General features: G+C 31.9%; 26 protein-coding genes, 3 tRNA genes and 2 other annotated features. Of the genes, 3 read left to right on the forward strand and 26 right to left on the reverse strand.

Translation table 11 applies throughout. The features are described 5' to 3' along the window. Positions 1-2: 2 nt before the first annotated feature. The 10 genes from zapA to pepV all read right to left on the reverse strand — a co-directional run bounded on the left by zapA (position 3) and on the right by pepV (position 9,915). Positions 3-572, reverse strand: coding sequence for a cell division protein ZapA (zapA, locus tag RIN63_RS07640; RefSeq protein ID WP_310444124.1), 570 nt, complete (start codon positions 570-572; stop codon positions 3-5). Between the two features lie 101 nt (positions 573-673). After that, positions 674-3,067 (reverse strand): phenylalanine--tRNA ligase subunit beta, encoded by a 2,394-nt coding sequence (pheT, locus tag RIN63_RS07645; protein WP_310444125.1) that lies wholly within the window; start codon positions 3,065-3,067, stop codon positions 674-676. Positions 3,068-3,087: 20 nt separating this feature from the next. Then, positions 3,088-4,110, reverse strand: coding sequence for a phenylalanine--tRNA ligase subunit alpha (pheS, locus tag RIN63_RS07650; RefSeq protein ID WP_310444683.1), 1,023 nt, complete (start codon positions 4,108-4,110; stop codon positions 3,088-3,090). 117 nt (positions 4,111-4,227) lie between these two features. Beyond that, positions 4,228-5,031: a 23S rRNA (guanosine(2251)-2'-O)-methyltransferase RlmB gene (rlmB, locus tag RIN63_RS07655; protein WP_310444126.1), complete on the reverse strand. Its 804-nt coding sequence runs from the start codon at positions 5,029-5,031 to the stop codon at positions 4,228-4,230. Position 5,032: 1 nt separating this feature from the next. Further along, positions 5,033-5,689 carry a TrkA family potassium uptake protein gene (locus RIN63_RS07660; RefSeq protein WP_310444127.1) on the reverse strand — a complete coding sequence of 219 codons (657 nt, stop codon included), beginning with the start codon at positions 5,687-5,689 and terminating at the stop codon, positions 5,033-5,035. A gap of 15 nt (positions 5,690-5,704) precedes the next feature. Continuing rightward, positions 5,705-7,048, reverse strand: a complete 1,344-nt coding sequence (locus tag RIN63_RS07665; protein ID WP_310444128.1) for a TrkH family potassium uptake protein — start codon at positions 7,046-7,048, stop codon at positions 5,705-5,707. 129 nt (positions 7,049-7,177) lie between these two features. Next, positions 7,178-7,528 carry a 50S ribosomal protein L20 gene (gene rplT / locus RIN63_RS07670; protein WP_310444129.1) on the reverse strand — a complete coding sequence of 117 codons (351 nt, stop codon included), beginning with the start codon at positions 7,526-7,528 and terminating at the stop codon, positions 7,178-7,180. Between the two features lie 32 nt (positions 7,529-7,560). Continuing rightward, a complete protein-coding gene (gene rpmI, locus RIN63_RS07675; protein ID WP_310444130.1) occupies positions 7,561-7,752 on the reverse strand; it encodes a 50S ribosomal protein L35 in 192 nt (63 codons plus the stop codon). 16 nt (positions 7,753-7,768) lie between these two features. Next, positions 7,769-8,308: a translation initiation factor IF-3 gene (gene infC, locus RIN63_RS07680; RefSeq protein WP_310444685.1), complete on the reverse strand. Its 540-nt coding sequence runs from the start codon at positions 8,306-8,308 to the stop codon at positions 7,769-7,771. After that, positions 8,301-8,439 (reverse strand) — a sequence feature (ribosomal protein L20 leader region). Its footprint overlaps the gene before it by 8 nt. A gap of 78 nt (positions 8,440-8,517) precedes the next feature. Continuing rightward, positions 8,518-9,915, reverse strand: a complete 1,398-nt coding sequence (gene pepV, locus RIN63_RS07685; protein ID WP_310444131.1) for a dipeptidase PepV — start codon at positions 9,913-9,915, stop codon at positions 8,518-8,520. A 137-nt stretch (positions 9,916-10,052) separates the two neighbouring features. On the opposite strand from pepV, the gene ftsH reads away from it, so the two are divergent. Then, entirely contained in the window at positions 10,053-11,609 is a 1,557-nt protein-coding gene (ftsH, locus tag RIN63_RS07690; RefSeq protein ID WP_310444132.1) for an ATP-dependent zinc metalloprotease FtsH, read from the forward strand. Positions 11,610-11,660: 51 nt separating this feature from the next. On the opposite strand, the gene thrS is transcribed toward ftsH, so the two are convergent. The 5 genes from thrS to RIN63_RS07715 all read right to left on the reverse strand — a co-directional run bounded on the left by thrS (position 11,661) and on the right by RIN63_RS07715 (position 17,588). After that, complete coding sequence (gene thrS / locus RIN63_RS07695; protein WP_310444133.1) at positions 11,661-13,571, reverse strand: threonine--tRNA ligase; 1,911 nt, start codon at positions 13,569-13,571, stop codon at positions 11,661-11,663. 63 nt (positions 13,572-13,634) lie between these two features. Then, positions 13,635-13,831: a binding site (T-box leader), on the reverse strand. Between the two features lie 71 nt (positions 13,832-13,902). After that, positions 13,903-15,216: a histidine--tRNA ligase gene (hisS, locus tag RIN63_RS07700; protein ID WP_310444134.1), complete on the reverse strand. Its 1,314-nt coding sequence runs from the start codon at positions 15,214-15,216 to the stop codon at positions 13,903-13,905. Between the two features lie 108 nt (positions 15,217-15,324). Continuing rightward, positions 15,325-16,176, reverse strand: a complete 852-nt coding sequence (locus RIN63_RS07705; protein ID WP_310444135.1) for a putative sporulation protein YtxC — start codon at positions 16,174-16,176, stop codon at positions 15,325-15,327. A gap of 66 nt (positions 16,177-16,242) precedes the next feature. Further along, the gene (locus tag RIN63_RS07710; protein WP_310444137.1) at positions 16,243-16,983 is read right to left on the reverse strand and encodes a DUF6873 family GME fold protein; all 741 of its coding nucleotides are present in this window, start codon (positions 16,981-16,983) and stop codon (positions 16,243-16,245) included. A 59-nt stretch (positions 16,984-17,042) separates the two neighbouring features. Then, positions 17,043-17,588 (reverse strand): GNAT family N-acetyltransferase, encoded by a 546-nt coding sequence (locus tag RIN63_RS07715; protein ID WP_310444138.1) that lies wholly within the window; start codon positions 17,586-17,588, stop codon positions 17,043-17,045. Between the two features lie 323 nt (positions 17,589-17,911). On the opposite strand from RIN63_RS07715, the gene RIN63_RS07720 reads away from it, so the two are divergent. Continuing rightward, positions 17,912-18,121: a hypothetical protein gene (locus RIN63_RS07720; RefSeq protein ID WP_310444139.1), complete on the forward strand. Its 210-nt coding sequence runs from the start codon at positions 17,912-17,914 to the stop codon at positions 18,119-18,121. A gap of 12 nt (positions 18,122-18,133) precedes the next feature. Beyond that, positions 18,134-18,448 carry a spore coat protein gene (locus tag RIN63_RS07725; protein WP_310444140.1) on the forward strand — a complete coding sequence of 105 codons (315 nt, stop codon included), beginning with the start codon at positions 18,134-18,136 and terminating at the stop codon, positions 18,446-18,448. A 152-nt stretch (positions 18,449-18,600) separates the two neighbouring features. On the opposite strand, the gene RIN63_RS07730 is transcribed toward RIN63_RS07725, so the two are convergent. The 11 genes from RIN63_RS07730 to RIN63_RS07780 form a co-directional block, all read right to left on the reverse strand. Next, positions 18,601-18,924 (reverse strand): putative ABC transporter permease, encoded by a 324-nt coding sequence (locus RIN63_RS07730; RefSeq protein WP_399324572.1) that lies wholly within the window; start codon positions 18,922-18,924, stop codon positions 18,601-18,603. Positions 18,925-19,373: 449 nt separating this feature from the next. Continuing rightward, positions 19,374-19,736: a hypothetical protein gene (locus RIN63_RS07735; RefSeq protein WP_310444142.1), complete on the reverse strand. Its 363-nt coding sequence runs from the start codon at positions 19,734-19,736 to the stop codon at positions 19,374-19,376. Between the two features lie 503 nt (positions 19,737-20,239). Next, positions 20,240-20,313: transfer RNA gene (locus tag RIN63_RS07740), tRNA-Cys, on the reverse strand. Between the two features lie 18 nt (positions 20,314-20,331). Further along, positions 20,332-20,406, reverse strand: a tRNA-Gly gene (locus RIN63_RS07745). Positions 20,407-20,419: 13 nt separating this feature from the next. Then, positions 20,420-20,495: transfer RNA gene (locus tag RIN63_RS07750), tRNA-Phe, on the reverse strand. 90 nt (positions 20,496-20,585) lie between these two features. Next, positions 20,586-21,461: an Hsp33 family molecular chaperone HslO gene (hslO, locus tag RIN63_RS07755; RefSeq protein WP_310444143.1), complete on the reverse strand. Its 876-nt coding sequence runs from the start codon at positions 21,459-21,461 to the stop codon at positions 20,586-20,588. Positions 21,462-21,485: 24 nt separating this feature from the next. Further along, positions 21,486-22,247, reverse strand: coding sequence for a methyltransferase domain-containing protein (locus RIN63_RS07760; protein ID WP_310444686.1), 762 nt, complete (start codon positions 22,245-22,247; stop codon positions 21,486-21,488). A gap of 1 nt (position 22,248) precedes the next feature. Further along, a complete protein-coding gene (locus tag RIN63_RS07765) occupies positions 22,249-22,434 on the reverse strand; it encodes a small, acid-soluble spore protein, alpha/beta type (protein ID WP_310444144.1) in 186 nt (61 codons plus the stop codon). 49 nt (positions 22,435-22,483) lie between these two features. Beyond that, positions 22,484-23,392 carry a type II CAAX endopeptidase family protein gene (locus RIN63_RS07770; protein ID WP_310444145.1) on the reverse strand — a complete coding sequence of 303 codons (909 nt, stop codon included), beginning with the start codon at positions 23,390-23,392 and terminating at the stop codon, positions 22,484-22,486. Positions 23,393-23,463: 71 nt separating this feature from the next. Continuing rightward, positions 23,464-23,988 carry a hypoxanthine phosphoribosyltransferase gene (hpt, locus tag RIN63_RS07775; RefSeq protein ID WP_310444146.1) on the reverse strand — a complete coding sequence of 175 codons (525 nt, stop codon included), beginning with the start codon at positions 23,986-23,988 and terminating at the stop codon, positions 23,464-23,466. A 164-nt stretch (positions 23,989-24,152) separates the two neighbouring features. Next, positions 24,153-24,827, reverse strand: a complete 675-nt coding sequence (locus RIN63_RS07780; RefSeq protein ID WP_310444147.1) for a single-stranded DNA-binding protein — start codon at positions 24,825-24,827, stop codon at positions 24,153-24,155. Positions 24,828-24,919: the final 92 nt, after the last annotated feature.

Raw genomic sequence — 24,919 nt, forward strand, 5'->3', positions numbered from 1 at the left:
GCTTAAACTTCCTCCTTGGCAAAAATATTTTTCTCATTATCTAATCGTCTTATTACTTCTCCTAATTCCTTCTTCGTTTCAATTAGTTCAATCTGATTATTAAATACTTTATCTTGTAAAGTCTTTATCATCTTTTGACTATCCGCAAGTTCTTTTTCCTTTAGTTCTAATGCTTGCTCATATTCAATTGCTTCTTTAGTAATATACTCAGTATCCATTTTTGATTTAAGTAGATCATCTTTATACATTTGACATTGCTTCTCTAGACTTTCAATAGTAGATTTTGCATCTCTTAATTCATCTATTGCACTTCCGTATTTTTCCATGGGATCCTTTGACTGATCTTCTAATTCTTCTAATTTTGATTTGATCTTATGCAGTTCATCTGCTATGTTTAACGCTGCTAAAGTAGCTGACATTGTTTGACAAAGTCTGTCATTCTTAGATGATAAATCTTTTATCTTCTTATCCACATAAACAGCAAGAGTTCTAACATAATCTTCATTATCAGATCCCACTACTGTAAAGTTACGACCATCTATTAATATGTTAATCTTCTTTTTTTCTGTCATAACTTATTCATCCCCCTTATAGTTTATAATCTATATATTCGACATAACTTCTGTTTTTCCTTCTTTTTTTGGAAAAAAGAGTAGATAATTCTACTCTTTTTTTATGATCTAAGCTTAGCGTCAAAACTATTTTCTAGATCATCTATGATAGCCTGTTGGATAATATTAACTTCCTCTTCCCTTAAGGTTCTATCAAAAGATCTATAAGTAATAGAATATGCTACACTCTTCATACCATCTGGTATTTGATCTCCAGTATATATGTCGAATAATTCAATTTTCTCAATTAATCCCTTCCCATGCTTTGAGATAGTCTTTTGAATATCTCCTACTAATACATCCTCCTTCATTACCAATGCCAAATCTCTAAGCATTGATGGATACTTAGGTAGTGCCTTGTATTTAATTTCAGTATTGGTTAATTCAACTATCCTATCAAAATCAATATGTCCAATATATACTCTATCTTTAATATTGTAATTTTGTGCAACATCTATATGGACTTCACCAATGGTACCTAATTCCTTACCAGCTAGGATTAACTTAGCTGTTCTTCCTGGATGGAAAATAGGATTATCCTCTTCTCTAATATACTCAACATCTTTTATTCCCAATCGTGCCAAAACAGTATTAACAGCTTCCTTTAATGAGTAAAAATCTTTTTTACCATATATACCAAAGGAAAGCACCTTTTTCTCTACAGGCAATTCAACTATTGGAAATTCTTTTCCTAAAAATATATTCCCTATTTCATATAAGTAGGCTTCTTCCACTCCACGACTGTAGTTTCTACTAAGTAGCTCCATCATATTTGAAATTAAAGTGGTCCTCATTACTGAATAGTCTTCTCCCAATGGATTCAAAAGCCTAATATACTTTCTCAAAGGACTATCTTCTGGCAGATTAATTTTATCATATGCCTTTGGGCTAATGAAAGAATAAGTCATTACTTCATTAAATCCTAGGCCTTGTAGGATTGATTTAGTTTTATCTTCAATTCTCTTTTCATATGGCTTTTCACCTCTGGTAAGCACACCTACTAATGGTTTGCTTTCTATATTATGAAAACCATAAAGTCTACCAATCTCTTCAATTAAATCTACTTCTGACTCGAGGTCAAGTCTAAATGTTGGTATTACAACATTGATTAAACCACCAAGGACCTCAGATTTCAATCCCAAACCATTTAGATAATCAACCATAGCATCAGTAGATATTTCAATACCTAATAGTTTATTAACTCTAGATGGTCTTAGGGTTATTGTACTCTCTTCTCTTTTTTCCTTATATAAATCAATATTTCCAGAAACAACTGTACCAGCACCAATTAGTTCAATTAATTGACAAACTCTGTCAACTGCTGTTTTTCCTAGATTTGGATCAATTCCTTTTTCAAATCTTGTAGATGCTTCTGACCTTAAACCGAATTTCTTTGATGTAAGTCTGATACTCTTCCCATTAAAATTAGCTCCTTCTAACAGAACATACTTGGTATCTCTAGTGATTTCACTATCCAAACCACCCATCACTCCTGCAATACCAATAGCTTTTACAGCATCAGCAATAACCAAGTCCGATGGACTAAGTTCTCTCTCAACTTCATCTAAGGTAATTAGTTTTTCCCCTTCATCTGCCTGCCTTACAATAATCTTTCTACCTTCTACTTTTTCCAAATCAAAAGCATGTAAGGGCTCACCATATTCCAACATAACAAAGTTTGTTATATCTACTACATTGCTTATAGGCCTTATCCCAGCTTCCATAAGCCTTGTTTGCATCCAAAGTGGGGATGCTTGAATACTTACATCCTTTACAACCTTTGCATAATATCTATTACAATTATCAGATGCTACTTCTATAGAATCTAAATATTTATTTATTTCTTCTACTTCATTTTCTATTTTAATCTCTGGCTCTTTAAGTTCTACCTTAAATGTAGCTGCTGCTTCCCTTGCCATACCAATGATACTTAAGCAGTCTGGCCTATTTGGAGTAATTTCAAATTCAATAACATCTCCATCTAACCCCATAACATCTACTATGGAAGATCCCAATGGGTACTCTTTATCTAATATGAAAATACCATCTCTTACTTCCTTTGGAATAACACTGTCACTATATCCAAGTTCCTTTAAAGAACATAGCATTCCATAGGAATCCACTCCTCTAAAGTTAGTTTTTTCAATAGTAACATCTCCTGGTAATTTGGAGCCAACTATGGCTACAGGAATATAGTCTCCTACATTTACATTTGTAGCTCCAGTAACTATAGTTAACACTTCATTACCTACATCTATTTTACATATCTGAAGCTTATCCGCATCTTCATGTTTTTCTAATGCCAAAATCTTTCCTACTATGATATTTTCTATTCCTTTATTCAAAGGTATTATTGACTCTACATGGGATCCAGAAAGTGTAAGCCCATCAGCCAAAGTTCTAGAATCATCATTAGAATTTATATAGTCCTTTAACCACTTTATTGGTAATAGCATCTTCTCACTCCTCTTTCCCTCTAAAATTGTTCCAAAAATCTATTGTCATTTTCAAATAATAAACGAATATCTGTTATACCATATTTAACCATTGTAATTCTATCAATTCCCATACCAAATGCAAATCCACTATATTTTTCAGAATCAATGCCACAATTCTCTAAAACCTTTGGATGAACCATACCACAGCCTAGAAGTTCCATACTCCATCCTGTTTGATTACATGCAGGGCAACCCTCTCCTCTACATTTCAAGCAAGTTACATCTACCTCAGCAGATGGCTCGGTAAAAGGGAAATGATGTGGTCTATATCTAGTTTTCATATCAGCACCAAATAACTCCTTTATAAATATATCTAAAGTATGAATCAAATTAGCCATATTAATGTTTTCATCTATAACCAAGCCTTCTAGTTGATGAAACATTGGTGAATGTGTATCATCTACATCATCAAATCTAAAGGTTCTTCCAGCTGATACCATTCTAAGAGGAGCTCCTAACTCCTTCATAGATCTTATTTGTACAGGTGAGGTATGTGTTCTAAGAAGGATATCATCTGTTATATAAAAAGTATCTGAAAAATCTCTAGATGGATGGTTTTCTGGAGAATTTAATAAATCAAAGTTATTCTCCACTGTCTCTATTTCAGGACCATGAATAACAGAAAATCCCATGGAGATAAATAAGTCTTCCAGCTCTTCTACTGTAGCTAAAAGTGGATGTCTGTGACCTAATTTTTCTTTATGTACATCCATAGTTATATCTATCTTTTCCTTGCTCATCTTAGCTTTCTTTACTTCATCATTGAGTCTAGACTTCATAGATGAAATGGCCTCTTCTAATTCATCCCTAATTTCATTGGCTATTTGCCCAACTATAGGTCTTTCCTCTGCAACTAATTTGCCCATATCTCTTAAAACTGATGTAAGTTCACCCTTTTTCCCTAGGAATCTTACTCTCAATTGTTCAATATCTTCTAAGCTAACTACATCATTTATGCTGTTCAATGCTATTTCTTTGATTTCAAGCAACTTCTCTCTCATATTTTCCTTCATATTTATTACTCCTTTGCAGTAAGATAAAAAACAAGACCTTTTTCGTAGAACAAAGGTCAGAATCTCAAAGTATTTATTCAATTATAGCACCTAGTATTTCAAAACTCAAGAATTATTCACTCTTTGCTTCATTACTTCATACATTATTATAGAAGCCGCTACTCCTGCATTTAATGACTCTGCCTTCCCAGGCATTGGTATCTTAATTAGTTTATCTGACATAGAAAAAACTTCTTCACTAACACCCTTTGACTCATTTCCAATTACAAGAACAAATCCATTATTAAAATCAGCATCATATATTGGTATACTTCCATCTAAAGATGTTGAATATACTTGTATATTCATATCTTTAAGCTTCATTAACTCATCCATACTATCAGATATATAAAATAATGGAACCCTAAATATGGACCCCATAGTAGCCCTTACAACCTTAGGATTGTAAGGATCTACGCACCCCTCTGTAATTATTATACCATCTGCATTAAAAGCATCAGCAGTCCTGATTATGGTACCCAAGTTTCCTGGGTCTTGTACACCATCAAGAAATAACAAGAATGGCCTTTCATTATCGCTAATTTCTTCAATATTCTTATATTCAAATCTTCCAATTCCTAATACTCCTTGAGGATTTTCCGTATCTGAAATTTCCTTGAAAACATTATCTGGCACATATACTAAATTGTCCAGTAGCTTGATCTTTTCAAAAAACCCTGTTCCATCTTTAGTATTTAGTAGTTGATCTGTATATACTATATTTTGAACATGATAATTATAATTTATTGCTTCTTCAAGCATCTTTATGCCTTCAATAATAAAAGATTTATTTTTCATTCTTTCCTTTTTTCTATATAAGGATTTTATTTCTTTTATTAAAGGATTTTTAACACTAGTAATTTCCAGCATATTATTCACCAGCTTTTTTCTCTATTGTTTTAATATCATTTGTGCTTCCTATGACAACTAAAATATCATCTTTTTCTATTACAGCCTCACTATTTGGAGAAACATTTATTGTATTCCCTCTCTTTATTGCCATTACATTTACTCCATATTTTGTAGATAATTTTAACTGAGCCAAAGATCTATTTTCCCATTCTCTAAGGGCATTTACTTCTAGGATGCTATAATCTGGTGATAGTTCAATAAAATCAAGAATATTAGCAGAAGCTAGATTATGAGCTAGCCTAAGTCCCATATCTCTTTCCGGAAATATTACTCTATCAGCGCCTATTTTAGTAAGAACCTTTCCATGGATATCAGATAATGCCTTTGCTACTACTTTCTTAATACCTAACTCCTTAACAACTAGTGTTGCCATTATTGATGCTTCAATATCAGAACCAATAGCTACTACAGCAACATCAAAATTTCTTAGTCCTAAATCCTTTAATACCGTTTCATCCATTACATCTGCTTGAGCTGCATGAGTCACTTCATCAGATATTTCTTTAATAATATCTTCTGATATATCAATGGCTAAAACCTCATAACCTAAACTATATAAGGTTCTTGCAACAGCTCCTCCAAACCTTCCACATCCAATGATTGCAAATGATTTCATTCTTATAGCTCCTTTCTATCCCACCATTATATTTCCTTCAGAATATCTAAAGTTACCAGCCTTACTTCTTCTAGCAAAAACATACGCCATAGTTAGAGGTCCAACTCTACCTATATACATAGTTAAAATTATCATGACCTTCCCAAAATATGTAAGGTTTGGTGTAAGGCCTCTTGTTGATCCTACTGTTGCAAAGGCTGATGTTGTCTCAAATAAAACATCTAAAAAATTGGCTGGCTCTGTCACTGTTAAAACAAAGGATACCAAAAGTACTATAATCATTCCCACAGTGGTTATAGCAATGGATCTATTTATCACATCATAGGATATTCTCTTTTTAAAGGCCACAATATCCTTATCACCTTTTATCACTCCGATAGTAGTTAGTATAATAGTGCCGAATGTTGTAGTCTTAATACCTCCCCCTGTGGAACCAGGAGAACCTCCTATAAACATTAAGATTATCATGAGAAATACAGTTGTATCATAAAGTCCTGCTAAATTAACAGAATAATACCCAGCTGTCCTAGGAACTACAGATTGAAAAAATGATGCAATAAGTTTTTCAGAAATACTCAAGGGTTTTAAAGTAAGGGGGTTATTATACTCTATTAAAAGAATTATTATCATTCCGCCTAGCAGTAGAACGCCAGTAATTAGTAAAACTAATTTTGAATGTAGACTAAGTTTTTTAAAGTTTTTGTTTTTAGAAATATCTATATATACAGTGAACCCAAGTCCTCCTAAAATTATTAAAGCTGATATAGTCATATTGATAGTAAAATCTCCTACAAATGGCACAATACTGTCCCCTGTAAGGTCAAAACCAGCATTACAAAATGCAGATATAGAGTGAAATATAGAGAACCATATTCCCTTTGCCCCTCCATATATAGGTATGAATCTAGTTGCTAATAGCAATGCTCCTATGCCTTCTATTAGAAAGGTAGAAAGAACAACATATTTAGTCAATTTAACTAATCCAGACATAGTTTCCTGATTCAATTGTTCTTTTATTATTAACCTTTCTTTCAATGTAATTTTCTTTCCAATAATCAGAGCTCCAATAGTGGCTATAGTCATAAATCCTAATCCCCCCATTTGTATAAGAAGGATTATTACAATTTGACCAAATAAAGACCAATAAAAGCCTGTATTCACCACTACTAGTCCTGTAACACATACTGCGGATGTCGAAGTAAATAAAGCATTGATAAAACCGATGCTTTCCCCATTCTGTGTAGCCAAAGGTAAATTTAGCAATATAGCTCCAATAAATATCAGGCTACCAAATCCCAACGCTAAAACTCTTGGAGGATTTAACTTTAATCTCGCAAGTCTTCTTTTTATAAAATTCATGAAAACTCCTCCCAATTACATACCTATATACCCTTATTATTGCCTAATCATTACAAACTATTAAATAAAACAAAATAAAAGTCCCCTTACGGAACTTTTACTGTAATTTAACCTATAGTAGTTTTCTGATTATATACCTTTTGCAATTTCTACTAATTTTGCGAAGCCTTCTGCATCATGTATAGCCATTTCTGACAACATTTTTCTATTTACTTCAATATTCGCCTTTTTAAGACCACTGATGAATTTGCTATAGCTCATTCCATTTAATCTTGCAGCAGCATTAATTCTTGTAATCCAAAGTTTTCTAAAATCTCTCTTTCTTAGTTTACGTCCAATATATGCGTAGTTTAATGATTTCATAACAGCTTGATTAGCAGTCCTGAATAACTTAGACTTCGCTCCGTAATAACCTTTGGCTTGTTTCAATACTTTCTTATGTCTTTTCTTGGCATTTACAGCTCTTTTTACTCTTGCCATCTATAGTACCTCCCCGTATTCCAATTTAATTTTTATGGTATCATTGAATCTATTCTTTTTTGGTCACCTTTACTAACAAGAGTACCTTGTCTTAAGTTTCTAACTCTTTTAGCTGATTTCTTTCCAGTTTTATGGCTCTTATATGCCTTAAATCTCTTAAGTAAACCTGTACCAGTTCTTTTAAACCTTTTTGCTGATGCTCTATGAGTTTTCATTTTTGCCATGATGTTACCTCCTTCATTACTCCGATTTTGGTGTTAAATGCATTACCATATTTCGTCCTTCTAGTTTAGCAGCTTTTTCTACCGTTCCAACTTCAGAAATCAGTTTTACAAAATCATCTAATACTTCTCTTCCTATTTCAGTATGACCCATTTCTCTTCCTCTAAATCTAACTGAAACTTTAACCTTGTCTCCATCCTTTAAAAATTCATTAGCTCTTTTAGCTTTTACTTGCAAGTCATGAATCTCAATATTTGGAGTTAGGCGAATTTCTTTTACATTGATAATCTTTTGATTCTTTCTAGCTTCTTTTTCCTTCTTTGCTAATTCATACTTATACTTACCATAGTCCATTATCTTGCACACAGGTGGCTTAGCAGTTGGAGCAATCATAACTAAATCTAGTTTTCTTTCCTCCGAAGTTTCCATAGCCTGTTTAATAGATACAACACCTAATTGCGATCCATCAGAATCAATTAATCTTACCTCTTTTTCCCTGATTTCCTCATTAATCTGAAGCTCTTTGATATTACAGCACCTCCCAATTTTTTTAAATATAAAAAAGCGGGCATAGAATACCCGCTTAAATCCACAGAAATATAAATCTTATATAATAAGACTATTTCATAATTTATTAACCTTAAGAGCAAAAGCTATAAGGTGAGAAGCGGACACTTCTACTTAAACCCATTATTAAGTTTACCACATAATTATACATTAGCATCTGTCTTTTGTCAAATATAATTTTTCTAATTATTAATTCACTACTATTTTGCTAATTCATATAGTGCTTGTGCATATATTTTTGTTATTTTCATCAAATGCTCAATGGAAATATACTCATCTTTTTGATGTACTACATCTAATTGTCCTGGAAACATTGGTCCAAAGGCTACCGCATTATCCATTGCCCTAGCGTATGTTCCTCCACCAATTGTAATTGGTTCACTATCTATATCACCAGTCTGTTCTCTATATACTTTCATTAATTTTTCAACCAAGAAATTATCCTTCGGAACATATAAAGGCTTAGTATCACCATTGCCTTCAATCAATTGAAGTTTTGTTCCTTCAAGATTTTTTCTAATTCCATCATATACTTCCTTGGAGCTACTCTTTATAGGATATCTAACATTGATAGTTAAAGTAATCTTATCTCCTGCTAGTTTTATCAACCCAGGGTTGAAATTTAATTTACCAGAGACATCATCTTCAAAACCACAACCAATACCTTCACCATAATGCTTAAACCCTATTCTTTCATTGTATATTTTAATGAAATCACAAAGGTCACAGTGCCCACTTAGGCAGTTGGATAAAGCATCCATTAAATAAGAAATAGCATTTTCTCCCTTTTCTGGGGTACTACCATGAGCTGAGATACCTTTAGCCGTCAATTTAACAGTATTATCTTCAATATGAATATGAACTGGATAGTCTTTTTCTTTCATATAAGACTTATAATTATTCTCAAAGCTTCTTATATCCTGTACTTCTAAAGTTGCCTCTGCAAAATCAGGCACCATATTAGCTGCATTACCGCCTTTTATTTCTTTAAGCACAGTACCACAACAAGGATTTGATTCTAATTTTTGCTCTAAGTTAAATACTATTATTCCCTTTTCCCCATGGATGACAGGAAAATCTGCATCAGGAGTAAAAGCCATGGTAGGTGGCTTTTCATGTTTGAAATAATAATCCATGCAACCCCAACCTGTTTCCTCATTGGTGCCAAGTATTACCCTAATTTTTCTATTAAGTGCAACCCCTGATTCTTTTAGGGCTTTCATAGCATAAAGTGTAGCTATGGCAGGCCCCTTATCATCTATTGTACCCCTACCAAATATCTTTCCATCATGAATTTCTGCAGCATAAGGTGGATAGCTCCATCCTTCTCCTTCAGGTACAACATCTAGATGAACTAAGACTCCAACTGTTTCTTCTCCTTTACCAAACTCTGCATAGCCTGCATAACCATCCAAGTTTTTAGTTTCAAATCCCATTTCTTTTGATAATTCTAGTGCATATTCTAGAGCCTTATATGGACCTTCACCAAATGGCATATTTAATTTTTCATTCTCTTCCACACTTTTAATTCTTACTATTTCTTGAGTTGATTGAATTATTTTTTCCTGATAGCTGTCAATTAAATTTAAGAAATCCATTTAATTCACCTCTCCTTTCATATCTATCCATATTATACCTTTATTCATATTTTCATACAACTTTAATATTTTTCTTTTATATAAATTCAATTAAATGGTTACACTAACTTTAGAAAAAAAAATAAGGTGGGGATAAATTGAAAAAGAAAAAAATAATATTCTTTTTTCTGGTACTAGGGTTTATATTCTCATTTATACTTGTCTACGACACAATATTTCCAATGACTAAATTCCTGAATTTTAAGTTAGGAGATAAAGTGACAGTATGGATGATTACTCTAATACTTTGTATTCTTTATATCAAATCTGATACCAAACCACAGCTAGTCCCCTCTGTTTTATCTATTGAAAAAGATACAGGGAGGGATAGGGATAAGTCTGATGTATCATTTAAAGATGTGGCAGGGTTAGATGAGATAAAAGAAGAACTGCAGGAAACTATTGATTTTATTAACAACTCCCTAAAGTATAAAAAAATGGGTGCTAAAATACCTAAGGGAATTTTATTTCACGGACCACCAGGTACCGGTAAAACATTACTAGCAAAAGCAGTAGCTGGAGAGACAAATTCTACTTTTCTCTACGCCTCAGGATCAGAATTTGTAGAAAAATATGTGGGCGTTGGTGCTAAAAGAGTTAGAACACTTTTTGAAAAGGCAAAAAAAGAGGCACCAAGTATTATCTTTATAGATGAGATAGATGCCATAGGCACAAAACGAAATCTAGAATCCAATAATGAAAAGGATCAAACACTGAACCAACTTCTAGTAGAGATGGATGGATTTAGCACCAACGAAACAGTCATAGTAATCGGGGCTACCAATAGATTAGACTTACTAGATGAAGCCCTGCTAAGACCTGGTCGATTTGACAGGCATATATTTGTAGGCAATCCAAATGTACGAGCAAGAGAACAAATATTGGAGGTACACACAAAGAATAAACCATTAGATAAGACAATAGATATAAAATCCATTGCAAAGAAAACTACTGGCTTATCAGGAGCAGAATTAGCCAATATAGCAAATGAAGCGGCTATTATTGCTGTTAGAAAAAATAAAAATATAATATCTTCATCAGAATTTGATGCAGCCATTGAAAGAGTATTGGCAGGACTAGAAGTAAAAAATCCAACAGTTCTACGCAAAGAAAAAGAAACTGTAGCAATACATGAAGCAGGCCATGCATTAGTATGCAAAATGTTAGAGACTGATATAGTACAAAAAATATCAATAGTCCCAAGAGGTCAGGCCCTAGGTTATGTACTAAAATTCCCTGATGAAGAAAGATATTTAATGACCCAGTCAGAGCTAGTAAATAGAATAACTGGATTGTTGGCTGGTAGGGCCGCTGAAGAAATAGTCTTCTCTGATATCACTACAGGGGCCAAAGACGATTTAAATAAGGCTACGGATATAGCTAGGGCAATGGTATGCAACTATGGTATGAGTGCTTTAGGAACTATGGCTTTAGATGAGTCATACATTAAGTATAGCTCTGAAATGATTCGAATTGAGATAAAAAAGATCACAGATGAAAGATATATTGAAGCACTTAGAATAATCGAAGAGAACAAGAAGATACTACATCATATTGCCAATACATTGTTGGAAAATGAAACCATAGATAGTGAAGAATTAGAAAAAATCTTCAAAATATACGAGAAGCCATTGCCTGCAATTCAGGCAAATTAAAATAAGTTTGGATTTTGGTGCCAGGCACCAAAATCCAAACTTATTTGTTTATTATCTTTTTTCTTGGATTTCTTTTGTAATTTGATTTACAAACTCTTCAACTTTTACTTGACCAAGATCTCCATTGTCCCTTGATCTAACTGATACCAACTCTTCTGTTACTTCTTTTTCACCTACTACAAGCATATAAGGAATTTGTTGTAATTGGGCCTCTCTGATTTTATATCCTACTTTTTCAGATCTAGCATCCACTTCAACTCTAATACCTTTATTAGCCAATTGCTTTTTAACTTCATATGCATAATCATTGAATTTATCTGAAATAGGAAGGATAGTTGCCTGTATTGGAGCAAGCCATGCTGGGAATTTACCTGCAAAATGTTCTATTAATATTCCCATAAATCTTTCCATACTACCATATATAGTTCTATGAATCATAACAGGTCTTTTCTTTTCATTATCATTGCCAACATAAGTCATATCAAATTTCTCTGGTAATTGGAAGTCTAATTGAATTGTACCACATTGCCAAGTTCTTCCGATAGCATCTTCTAATTGGAAGTCTATCTTTGGTCCATAGAATGCTCCATCACCTTCATTTAATATATAATCTATTTCTTTTTCCTTCAATGCTTCTATTAAACCATTTGTTGCAATTTCCCATTGTTCTTCAGTTCCCATAGAGTTTTCAGGTCTAGTGGATAATTCAATGTGGTACTTAAATCCAAATACATTATACATCTTATCTGCTAATTCTATTATTTTAACCAATTCTTCTTTTATTTGAGATGGTAGTACAAATAAATGAGCATCATCTTGAGTAAATGATCTAACTCTCATCAATCCGTGTAGTGCTCCGGATAACTCATGCCTGTGAACTAATCCAAGTTCTCCCCATCTTAGAGGAAGATCTCTATAGCTGTACATTTTAGACTTATATACTAAAATAGATCCTGGGCAGTTCATTGGTTTAATAGCATAATCACCATCATCAATATTTGTAAAATACATATTTTCCTTATAGTGATCCCAATGTCCTGATTGATGCCATAGAGCTTCATTTAAGATTAGTGGAGTTTTTATTTCCTCATATCCTGCCCTAGTATGCTCTTCTCTCCAAAAGTTTTCTAGTATATTTCTTAGTACCATTCCCTTTGGATGGAAGAATGGGAATCCTGGTCCTTCTTCATGGATACTATACAAATCTAATTCTCTACCTAATTTTCGATGATCTCTTTTCTTAGCCTCTTCCAACATATGAAGATATTCTTCTAATTCCTTTTTCTTTTCAAAAGTTGTTCCATAGATTCTTTGAAGCATTTTGTTCTTTTCATCACCACGCCAATAAGCTCCTGCAATACTTAACAACTTAATAGCTTTAACTTTCTTAATATCATATAAATGTGGGCCTGCACAAAGGTCTGTAAACTCTCCTAAAGTATAGAATGAAATTATCTCATCCTCTGGCAAATTCTCAATTAAATCAACCTTATATACTTCATCTTGTTTACTAAAATATTCAAGAGCTTCATTCCTCGGCATAACAAATCTTTCTACTACATGGCCTTCTTTAACTACCTTAGCCATTTCAGCCTCAATCTTCTCTAAATCCTCTGGAGTAAATCTATGCTCAGTATCAAAATCATAGTAGAAACCATTGTCTATAGCAGGTCCAATGGCAAATTTAACTCCTGGGAAAAGTTTTTGTACTGCAAGGGCCATTATATGAGCTGAAGTATGCCAAAATATAGCCTTTCCTTCTTTATCTTCAAATTTAACTACTTTAAATGTTGAATCTTCATCTATAGTCTCTTGCATACCCTTTGTATCTCCATTTACAACTGCACCAAGGGCAACTCTTGCTAATCCTTCTGAAATATCTTTAGTCACATCATATACAGTAACACCTTTGTCATACTCTCTAACAGCACCATCAGGTAAAGTAATCTTTATCCTTTCCATTTTCATTCCTCCTTAAATTAACCTTAAAATAAAAAATAAACCTCTCATCACTACATATTCCTATGTAGGGACGAGAGGTTAAGCTTCGTGGTTCCACCCTAATTGCTTCTCAAATTAAATAACGCTAAATAGCGGAAATCCTTCATTTGGATTCGGTTCAGGGTTAGTTTTCATATATCTTTTCCTTAAGAAGACTTTCAGCCACGATCTTCTCTCTCTACAAGTACATAATATATTACTCTTCCCATCTACACCATAATATTAAATTAAAATTCATATTACCACAATATTAACCACTTGTCAATATGTTATTAATATTTATACCACCAATTTATGATTTTAAACATTCTAATACTTCATCAATTGAAATATTTTTCTGTTCACCTGTTTTCATATTTCTAAAGGAATAGGTGTTATTAGTTGCTTCATCTTGACCTATTACTATTACATAAGGAATTTTTAGTTTATCTGCATAGTTAAATATCTTCCCTATCTTCCCTGATTCAAGGTATATTTGACTATGTATTCCTTCATTTCTTAAAATATTCGCAGCATAAACTCCATGATCCACAAAACCATCCATAGGAATAATTAACACCTTAGTTAGGGAATTTTCTTTAGCTTCAATTATTTTGGCCTCTATTAGTTGATAAAATAATCTAGATAAGCCAATAGACATCCCCACTCCTGGCAATTTTTGCTTAGTATAATATCCTGCTAGATTCTCATATCTACCTCCACCACAAATGCTTCCAAGAGAAGGATAATCGTCTAATACAGTCTCGTATACAGTTCCAGTATAATAGTCAAGCCCTCTTACCATAGATAGCTCAATTTTATAATATTTTTCTGGTACTCCAAATAAATCAATGTATTTAATAACTGTAGATAGTTCATCTAAACCCTCTTTAAAGGTTTCATCTACTACTCCTAATGCCTCAAGCTTATTAATTATTTCTTTATTGCTTCCTTCAATACTAATTAATTCTTTAATTCTGTTGATAATGGCTTCGTTGAATTCTAAACTCAAAAGTTCTTTCTCTACTCCATCAATTCCTATTTTATCCAGCTTATCTACAGCTCTTAAAACAAAAGTCGCATCATCTATGCCTAGGCTTTGAAAAAATCCCTTTAACATCTTTCTATTATTAATTTTAATCGTAAATGGACCAAAATCTAAATCCCTAAAAGTAGAATATATTAGCGAAGGTATCTCTGCATCATTGATAATATCTAAGGATCCGTTTCCAATAATATCTATATCACATTGATAAAATTCTCTAAATCTACCCTTTTGATTTCTTTCGCCTCTATATACCTTACCAATATGATATCTCCTAAAAGGAAAACTTAGTTCTGAATAGTGTTGTGCAACATATCTAGCTAAAGGAACAGTCAAGTCAAATCTCAAAGACATATCTGTGCTGCCTTTTTCAAATCTATAAATTTGTTTTTCAGTTTCTCCTCCGCCCTTAGCTAAAAGAACTTCTGACTTTTCAATAACAGGTGTATCTATAGGAAGAAATCCAAATTTTTCATAATTCGCTCTAATAGTATCTAACATCTTATTAAATAATATCTGATCTGTTGGTGTTAATTCCAAAAACCCTGGTAAAATTGATGGTTTAACAATATTGTTACTCATACTACCCCTCCATATGTATCTTTTTCTATTATAATAACAGATTTCCTCTTAATTTCCAATCTATTATAAAAAACACTGAATAAAAAGAAGTTGTTTTACCAACTTCTTCTACTTACCTTTCTTCAGTTTTGCCTTTACTTTACAAAGATCGCATCCTCTACAAAATTCTACTTTATCTTTAAAAACTTGAGAAACTACAGTGACCAATTCTTGCTCTTCTCCCTCTTCTATATGCATTATCAGTTTCAATGGAGAAAGCACTATTAGAGAACTAATTAGTAAATCAGATTTGCTAATATCTTCATAAATAAAATCCTCCACCATATCATTCAATAAACCATTTTCTATTATATTATTTTTTTTATCTAATAAATAATAGTCATTATTGTTAACTATTACATTTACTAGTTCAGATTTTGGTTCTTGAATATCCACAAAATATTGAAGCATACTTAAAAACTCCAGGTATTCCTTTTCTACCTCTATATCTCCTATTGCTTTCTCTATGGAAATATCAATTATATATAAAAACCTTCTTAATCTAAAATTTATATATCCATCTATTAATAAAATGTTATTTTCAATTAAATAATTAACTATATCTTCTTTAACTATATTTTTTTCTCGAATATAATAGTTTTCATTCATTATTGTAGAGTGGGTTGATACAATTATCTCTTCCTTTTCGGATAATGAATAATCACTACATATTTTATTTACTCTATCTTTTATAATTTGTTTAATATATATTTCTAAAATAAGATCTTGAATTAAATTTGCTATTGTATTATACAGAGCTATATCTTGAAAGTCTTTTTTCTTTTCTAGGGAAAATGAAAAGACAAACCTTTCATCATAATATTCTTCTTCAATTTTTACATTAGAATCAGAAAAATATCTTTCTACTATATGTTTTACTTCATCTTTATTTTCATTACTACCAATCTTAATAGCTTCCATTGTATCACTCCCTTCTTTTAGTAGTATGTACTTAAGAAATAGACATATACGAGATAAAGACTGACTTTATTGGCAATATAGAGTAATAATTGTACCAATATCTAGTATTTTTTTTTGAGATAAAAAATTTAATTTTATTTTATTTTCATCAAAAAATCTTAATATTTCTTCCTTATTAGGATGCTCATTTAAGCTTCCTGAAATCATGGATTCTCCATTACAATTACTACCATTAGTTCCACCAATAAATCCATATTTTTGACCTTCTAGTTCTATATGTCCAGGCTCTATTATCAATATCTTGTAACCCAAAGAAACTAATTTTTTATACATTTGATAATCGCTTGTAATGCCACTATCCTCTCCTACCACTGCTAGGGAACATTTTGTATATCCTTGATTAACATTTATAAAATCCAATCCTTCTTTTTTTAGATAAAACTTTAGGACTTCATCTGTATACTTGAAATTATGAATTGCTATTCCTGAAAGCCTCCCTACATTATATGCAATGTCATCAGGATATTTACAATCTAATATACTCTCACCTTTAATTAAATTTATACCCATCCCATATAACTTGTCTTCATAATAATCAAAAACATTTGGAGCTATAACTAAGGAATTGTGGCTTATTGGGTGAATTACAATATCTGGATGATATGCAATGCTTTCACCAACATCTTCACATTTAATAGTCTTTATTATCTTCAAACCTAATTCTTTTAAATTATTTTCTATTTCCTCATCTATTCTTCCATCCACTATTGCTAAATTAGCATTCTTAAAAGGAATAAAAGGATTCATAAAATCACCTTCTAAATTTTTATCTTCTTCTAACCATCATTTACATAACAAATTTAAAACTACAATGATTTACTTAATACTACACTATTATAATTTACTGCATCCCATTTAATAGTTTCTATATATTTATATCCTCTTTTTTTATAATAGTTGATTAAATGGTGAGCTGTTTCGGCAGTGTCTAGCGCAAGCTCTCTTACATTCATTATACCCCTTGCCTCTTCTTCAGCAATATCCATCATCTTGCTTCCAATCCCATACTTTTGTAATTCAGGTACAACGGCAAACTGTCCTACCTTGGCTACAAACTTCTTGTTATACCAGCTACTATTATCCGAAGAACTTGGGGTATAGAGAGATATGGTTGAAACAATCCTATTTTTATATATACCTATATAACATTTATAGGCATTATTTGATCTCTTTAATGTTACACTTTGATCCTGGGTAGCTGCTACATAATTTAGTCCCATATCAGCTAAAACCTTATAAGATTTGTTCAAAAGCTGTGTTAACTCTTCAATTGAATCCTCACTTGAAAGTAACCGAAACTCTATACACTCACCGTCATTAAAATTATAGGAAAACAAACTTTTTTCTAGCATCTAATCCCCCCACTTATCTTCTCTGAATTTAGTAGTATATATAATAATTCTACTACAGTTTACTTACATGGAAATTATAGCATATTTATTATATTTTCAATACAATATTACTTAATTTTAAGGCCATCTTTGTAAGACATCAAGGATTATAATGTATACTCAACTGTGATTCAAATAAATGAATTCAAAAAATCTACTGCTCAAACATTTAATTGGGTAGTAGATCAATCTAGAAAGTATTTAAGATAAACCTATTTTCTCTTTTTACTAGTCTTGTATAAATAGATGTTAATATATCCATAATATACATGGAGGTGATAAAAATGAATGATAATAAAACATTAGCGCCACATGAAACGATTCAATTACGCGAGTTAATGGGCAATTCAATATTAGGCGTTAAAAACCTTAATGCAAGTTTAACCATGGTTAATAATCCTGAATTAAAAAGCTTTATGACTAATGCATTAAGTGCTAAAAAATCTAGTATTGAAGAAATGTATAACTTTGTTAATAAAATAGATATGGAATAGGAGGAGATAATAATGGCATGGTTAGATGATGTTTTTGGAATGAACGGTACAGACATTAGTGATGATACAAGTACTTTGGACGATAGAGACCTAGCTTTGAACTTGCTAGCTTCCTCTAAGGCGGGCGTAGGAATGTTATCTGCAGCAATAGTAGAAACTACAAACCCACAATTAAGACAAATGCTAACAGCTCAACTTACCGCTGGAATAAATGGTCACTTTCAATTATCTGATATGGCTATAGAAAATGGATGGTATAACGCATACGACGAACCAAAAGAACAAATAAACATAATATCTAAAGAAACACAAAACATAATTAAATAGCATTGAATTAGACTTGGATTAAGTTCCTTGTCTAATTCAATGCTATTTACAAAGATAATAAATATACTCTGGAATTTATCAATGAATCTTTGCTGTCAGAACCTATTGTAAGTGATCGATGTCAAGGGAGGAGGGCTTATGTTCTCCTCCTCTTAAATTAATTTGTAATCAGGTTTTTCTTCTCCAAATAACCAATATCGTATATAATCGTAAAATACAATAGCTGGTAAAGATAGAAAAAACCAAAATATGCTATACTTTAAACATATTTGCCCCAGAAAGTTAAATTTCAAATTACTATAATCCCATACATCTAATTTTAATACTATATTTAAGACTAATCCAAAGACCAATTCTAATATTGTTATAACTAAACAAGATATACCTTGATATATTAAGAATGATCTCTTGGATGTAGAATAATATCTGCTTATTGAGCCTATTAATACAAAGCATAAACCTCCTAGAATAAACATTCCTATATGAGAGTATCCTCTCCATAAAATTTCAATAAAGTAGTAAGATATACCGCCAATCATAAATAAGATTGCATGTTGAATAACTTTCTTCAGTCATATCACCCTCTACACCTTTTTGAATAGTAATTTTCTACTATATAGTGTAAGAGCATTTTTGTTAATTATTCATCTGATATCTTTCCACTTTTTTCTCAAAAAACAGTTTTAGGAAACAAAAAAAGATCAGGTATTTTAATCCTGATCTTTTTTTGTTCGATAACCATTAATGCTCATTGAACATCTTTAATTATTGTTTTTCAGCATATGTTTTATTTTGTTGCAAGAATTACTGTTATTACCATTGCAGCTATACCTAATATACTGGTTATTGATAAAGAAATTATAAATTTATTATTATTATTATTTATTAATAAATCTTACTATTCAATCTCAATTTGATAATTATATTAAATTATAGGACATAAAGAAACTCTAACTAGAACTAGACGATCAGTTGCATTTTCAACATCGAACACCAAGTATGCATTTTCTCCTACTACAAAAGCACAAATAAGATTTACATCTATTCCTGGAGTTGGAGTTGGAATTGTATCTACTATTTGGCAACGCATAACTCCTGATGCTACTAAGGCTGCTGCTTGTGCTGCTGTTATTTCAAATATAATTACTTCTTCTATTTCACTGCCTATAACATCTATTTCTATTTCTATAAGCAAAAAAAATCTTCCATCTATTTGTGCTACACATGTTGCACCTATTTCAATTGGTTCGTTTTGCATTTGTGTTTTTGCTAATTGATTATAATCCATATTTTCGCCTTCCTTATTTAGTATTAGAATAGCTTTATTGCTCTTCTAATACTAGTATATTATGGACTTGTACATGTGTTACTATAGAATAAAAAAAAACTGGGCTCTTTTACACCCAGTCAATTTAAATATGGTTATTCTATTTTCCTCTGCAGCTCACTTGCAAAATTAACTACAATCATTGCTTACCATACTGGACTAAGGCAAGGAGAAATATGTGCTCTAAGATGGGAAGATGGTAGACTCCTAACAGTCAAGAAATATCCAAAAGGCTTAGACACTCAAGGTTATTCACTACAGTCGATATATACATCTATGAAACTGAAAAAATAAAAAAATCTACTGCTCAAATATTTAATAAAGCAATAGATTCATCTAAATAATATTTATGATAAACTCCTTCTCGCCAAGGAGTCTATTTTTTTGTAGGACGACTATTTCCCCCAAAAACAGTTTTAGGACAGATTGAGTATTCTCAAACTGTCCTAATCTTTGTATTTCTATGGAGGCGGCACCCAGATTTGAACTGGGGGTAAAGGTTTTGCAGACCTCTGCCTTACCACTTGGCTATGCCGCCATATTTATAGTACATATTTGGAGCGGAAGACGAGATTCGAACTCGCGACCCTCGCCTTGGCAAGGCGATGCTCTACCACTGAGCCACTTCCGCATCAAAACTGTAATGGTGCCCGAAGCCGGAATCGAACCAGCGACACGCAGATTTTCAGTCTGCTGCTCTACCGACTGAGCTATCCGGGCATTGTATATGTACGCCCATAGATTAGCTATCGGGCGAAACAGAACAATTTTTAGTATATATCAAATCCAGTTAAATGTCAACTATTTTTGTTAATCTTTTATTAGTTTTTCTAATTCTTCTTCAGAAAAATGATATTTTGTATTACAGAAATGGCATACAACTTCAGCTTCTCCATCTTCTTCAATCATATCTTCAATTTCTTTTTTCCCTATACTTAGTAATACTCTTTCTATTCCATTTCTAGAACAATCACATAGATATTTAACTTCTATTTTATCCAATATCTCCATTTCAAATCCATCTAATAGCTCATGCATAATATCTTCTGGTGATAATCCCTTATCTATTAGTGTGGATACAGGCTCAATCTTTGATAAAGCTGTTTCTATTCTATTAATATCTTCATCAGCCACTCCAGGTAATAATTGAATGATATATCCACCTGCAGCTCTAACAGAAATATCAGTATCCACTAATACACCAAGACCTACTGCGGATGGTTGTTGTTCTGAATACATATAGTATGCTGCTAAATCCTCAGCTATCTCTCCTGATATTAGATTGGACTGCCCAATATAAGGCTCCTTAAGGCCTAAATCCATAGTAGTGGTAATAGTACCATTTGATCCAACAACTCTACCAACATCAAGCTTTCCATCTGCTCTACTAGGTACATCTGCATGTGGATTATCTACATATCCCTTAACCTGCCCATTATTTCTTGCAACCATGATAATATTTCCCAATGGCCCTCCACCAGAGATCTTTAGTGTAAGCCTGTCTTGTTCATTCTTCATCATAAATCCCATCATTGTAGCAGCTGTTAGACTCCTTCCAAAAGCTGCAGTAGCAGTTGGTGATGTATCATGGGCCAGTCTAGCATCTTCAACCATATTAGTAGTCGTAGCCACAAATACTCTTATACTTCCTGATTTATCTATACCTCTTATTAAATAATCTTTCATCTAAATCCTCCAAGTGAATTACAATCATTTTATTGCAACAAAATTTATCCTTTCGGTTTTGTCTATTGGTTTTTCAAAAGCAAAGGCTTCATAATAATGAATATCTTTAAATCCTGCTTCTTTTAGTAACTCTATTATTTCCTCAATCCTATAAGCTCTTTCCTGGTGTTCCTCGTCAAATCTCTGAAAGTCTTCTCCGTCTTCACTAGTGAAAAAAGTCAAATAAAACTCGCAAATATCCCTTTCTTCATCATAGTAGTTCTGCCAAGTATAGAATACATTTTCTTGATCTTCTATAAAAGTATTATTACCTATGATATATTTTAGCTTGTAATATGAATTTATATCAAATATAAATATACCATCTTCTTCTAAATGATTCCATACATTCTTAAAAGTTTCAAATAAATCTTCCTTTTCACAAATGTAATTTATACTATCACATATAGCAATAACAGAATCAAATTTTTGATTTAAATTAAAATCAATCATATCTTGTTCCATTATCTTTACATTTTTATACCTTCTTAACTTGTCATAGGCTTTAGAAAGCATGTCTGATGATAAATCAAAGCATGTTAAATTATATCTCTCTTTTGCAAAATAATAAGAGAGATTTCCTGTTCCACATGCCATTTCAAGTATTTTCTTAGGATTTTTATTATATCTTTTAAAGATCTCTTCTATATAATTAAACCAATTCTCATAGTTGAAATCCATCATTAGTTGATCATAAATGCCTGCAAATCTATTATAAGTGTCTATAACACTCTCCCCCTTTGTTATTTCACTCTTCTTTTGTTTTCATTTGTTTTTTTCTTACAGTAATTAAACCGCCAATTCTGCCAGACTCCTTTGCAGTTAAGCCTGCCCAACCTACTTCCTTAATCTTGTCAGTCAAACCTAATTCCTCAGCTATTTCAAGTTTTAATTTATCAGCTATTGTTTCTACTTTTTCCTTCTTTTTTGCCATGTATAATCCCTCCTATGTATATTATTAGGAAGGACCCCTTTTATTATTCTTAAATGAACAAATATTTAGTGTTTATTACAACAAATAAAATTACAATCCCAATCAAAGGGATATAATGAGTAAGTTTAACATCTTCTTCAATGATTTCCTGTTCTACTACTTCATTACCTTTAGGTAATCTCTTGATTAATCTTACTAGAATAGCCAAAGATAATAAAGCTAAAACGCTAAACCCAGCTAATGCTATTAATAATTGCAATTGATATGATATCTCGTAAGCAGGAACTTCATCCATTGCATTTTGTGCATTCAATGCAAAATATCCAATTGTCATAGCAATTCCATTGTTTAATACATGCCCAATCATTGACGCAAAAATTGAATTCGTCTTATATACAGTAATACCAAATATTATCCCTAAAAAAGTTGGACCTATGAAATTTTGAAGATTTAAATGAAAAAGCCCAAATAATACTGCAGAATAAATAATTGCTTTCTTTTTCCCCACACTGCCATAAGCATGCATTATAGTACCTCTGAACATTACTTCCTCACAAATTCCTGGTGCTAATGCTATAACAAACAATGCAAAAAAGTACATTGCTGGATTATCTGGAATAGGTACAGCACTAGGAACAGTCTCCCCGAAGAAACTAAGAATAGTCAACATTAAAGTATTTAGAAATATTGCTATGGGGTAAGAAAAAATGGTAATTAAAATTATGTACCATACTTGCTTAAAGCTAATTTTATTGAGCCTCAATATGTTCTTTATAGATAATCCCCTTAATTTCAAGTAAATCAAATTAGGCAATAGAATTATTATGTACTCCGTAATAAGCAATCCAGAATATATTTCTCTACTTTGTACTAAAGACCCTAGTACAAACAATGCAATCCCAATTAACAAGTATAATATATTTGTTTCAAATATAGAACTTTTCTTCAATTCCTCCATTACACACCTCTCCCCTGAAATTTAAATAGCAATACAAATACACCTACAGAGAATCCTCTGTAGGTGAAATTTTAATCAAATGTAAAAATATAAGGAATATTCCTGTAATAATCTCCATAATTAAGACCATAACCAACAATAAATACATCGGGAATACTAAATCCTACGAAATTAGGTTCTAAATCTACCTTTCTTCTACTAGGCTTATCTAGCATAACACAGATCTTAACAGAATTAGGGTTTTTTGATTCTAATAAATCTTTAACCTTCTTCAAAGTATAACCAGAATCCATAATATCATCTACAATTAAAATTTCTTTCCCATCCACTTTAGTTCTAATATCATGTACTATTTCCACATTTCCAGAAGATATTTCATCATGACCATAGCTAGCAGTGGTCATAAAGTCAATTTCAACAGGAATAGATATTTCTCTAACTAAATCTGATGTAAAAATAAAGCTTCCTCTTAGCAACGACACTACCAAAAGTTTTTTTCCTTCGTATTCTTCACTAATGATCTTGCCTAACTCCCTAACCCTAGTACTTATATCTTCTCTGCTGTATAGAGTTCTCTCTTTCTTGCTACTTTCCAAGCTAATTCTCTCCTTTCATCTTAAGTTAATATCGTTTGGATTTTTAATTAATAATTTTTTAATTTCTCTAAGTTCTCTCAAAATATAATTTAGTGTATATTGAATGCTAACTAATATAATCACTATTATAACACTAATTATCATTTTTGTATCCATAAATTATCTTATCCTTCCAGTTCGTATAATTCCATCCTATTATTGTCGTTTTCAACATATTCAAGCTTGGAAACTGATACCTCAAAAGCAATTCTCGTGTCCACTTCTCCTGAATGATGTTTCTTTTGATATTCCCTACTTTGAATTCTACCCCATAGTTTAATATGATCTCCTATAAGCATCTTCTCACAAAATCTAGCATTTCTGCCCCAGGCAATACATGGTATATAATCTGATTTATTGTAAGCTCTATTTACAGCTATTAATATATCCGTTATTTCTCTTCCAAAAGGAGTAGTTCTATAGATTGGTTTCTTACATATATACCCATCTAGATAGATTTCATTTGGCTTTCTCAAAACTTCTGTCAATTCTTCTTCATTTGGTATGTATACATTTTTAGCAAATATAGTTAGAACCAGTTTGTTGCTGTTTTCAATATACCTATTATATGATCTTAGCTGCCCTTCAATTATAACATATTGCCCTACAAATAGGTCCATGTCAACTATAATTCTTTCTGAAACAGTTATTGGCAGTAAATCTACAGAATCACTAAGCCTAGGCACTTCTAGATCAATGATATAAAATCCTTCTCCATACATTTCATGACTAAAAACCTTCTCCCTAGCTATTTTTCCAACTAATTTCACTGCATTTGTCTCAATAATCTTATCTGTCATTTTCATTATCCCCCTCTATTCCTATGTATTCTAATATATATCTAATATATTCTGATAATAAAAAAATATAACAAAAAACAAAAATAATAGAT

Source organism: Tissierella sp. (assembly GCF_031460495.1).
Classification (GTDB): Bacteria; Bacillota; Clostridia; order Tissierellales; family Tissierellaceae; genus JAVKTS01.

What these genes read in the sequence shown, in the direction of transcription:
- zapA (WP_310444124.1), bottom strand. Translation starts at nt 572, where the DNA reads ATGACAGAAAAAAAGAAGATTAACATATTAATAGATGGTCGTAACTTT.
- pheT (WP_310444125.1), bottom strand. Translation starts at nt 3,067, where the DNA reads ATGCTATTACCAATAAAGTGGTTAAAGGACTATATAAATTCTAATGAT.
- pheS (WP_310444683.1), bottom strand. Translation starts at nt 4,110, where the DNA reads ATGAGAGAGAAGTTGCTTGAAATCAAAGAAATAGCATTGAACAGCATA.
- rlmB (WP_310444126.1), bottom strand. Translation starts at nt 5,031, where the DNA reads ATGCTGGAAATTACTAGTGTTAAAAATCCTTTAATAAAAGAAATAAAA.
- RIN63_RS07660 (WP_310444127.1), bottom strand. Translation starts at nt 5,689, where the DNA reads ATGAAATCATTTGCAATCATTGGATGTGGAAGGTTTGGAGGAGCTGTT.
- RIN63_RS07665 (WP_310444128.1), bottom strand. Translation starts at nt 7,048, where the DNA reads ATGAATTTTATAAAAAGAAGACTTGCGAGATTAAAGTTAAATCCTCCA.
- rplT (WP_310444129.1), bottom strand. Translation starts at nt 7,528, where the DNA reads ATGGCAAGAGTAAAAAGAGCTGTAAATGCCAAGAAAAGACATAAGAAA.
- rpmI (WP_310444130.1), bottom strand. Translation starts at nt 7,752, where the DNA reads ATGGCAAAAATGAAAACTCATAGAGCATCAGCAAAAAGGTTTAAAAGA.
- pepV (WP_310444131.1), bottom strand. Translation starts at nt 9,915, where the DNA reads ATGGATTTCTTAAATTTAATTGACAGCTATCAGGAAAAAATAATTCAA.
- thrS (WP_310444133.1), bottom strand. Translation starts at nt 13,571, where the DNA reads ATGGAAAGGATAAAGATTACTTTACCTGATGGTGCTGTTAGAGAGTAT.
- hisS (WP_310444134.1), bottom strand. Translation starts at nt 15,216, where the DNA reads ATGAGTAACAATATTGTTAAACCATCAATTTTACCAGGGTTTTTGGAA.
- RIN63_RS07705 (WP_310444135.1), bottom strand. Translation starts at nt 16,176, where the DNA reads ATGGAAGCTATTAAGATTGGTAGTAATGAAAATAAAGATGAAGTAAAA.
- RIN63_RS07710 (WP_310444137.1), bottom strand. Translation starts at nt 16,983, where the DNA reads ATGAATCCTTTTATTCCTTTTAAGAATGCTAATTTAGCAATAGTGGAT.
- RIN63_RS07715 (WP_310444138.1), bottom strand. Translation starts at nt 17,588, where the DNA reads ATGCTAGAAAAAAGTTTGTTTTCCTATAATTTTAATGACGGTGAGTGT.
- RIN63_RS07720 (WP_310444139.1), top strand. Translation starts at nt 17,912, where the DNA reads ATGAATGATAATAAAACATTAGCGCCACATGAAACGATTCAATTACGC.
- RIN63_RS07725 (WP_310444140.1), top strand. Translation starts at nt 18,134, where the DNA reads ATGGCATGGTTAGATGATGTTTTTGGAATGAACGGTACAGACATTAGT.
- RIN63_RS07730 (WP_399324572.1), bottom strand. Translation starts at nt 18,924, where the DNA reads ATGTTTATTCTAGGAGGTTTATGCTTTGTATTAATAGGCTCAATAAGC.
- RIN63_RS07735 (WP_310444142.1), bottom strand. Translation starts at nt 19,736, where the DNA reads ATGGATTATAATCAATTAGCAAAAACACAAATGCAAAACGAACCAATT.
- hslO (WP_310444143.1), bottom strand. Translation starts at nt 21,461, where the DNA reads ATGAAAGATTATTTAATAAGAGGTATAGATAAATCAGGAAGTATAAGA.
- RIN63_RS07765 (WP_310444144.1), bottom strand. Translation starts at nt 22,434, where the DNA reads ATGGCAAAAAAGAAGGAAAAAGTAGAAACAATAGCTGATAAATTAAAA.
- RIN63_RS07770 (WP_310444145.1), bottom strand. Translation starts at nt 23,392, where the DNA reads ATGGAGGAATTGAAGAAAAGTTCTATATTTGAAACAAATATATTATAC.
- RIN63_RS07780 (WP_310444147.1), bottom strand. Translation starts at nt 24,827, where the DNA reads ATGACAGATAAGATTATTGAGACAAATGCAGTGAAATTAGTTGGAAAA.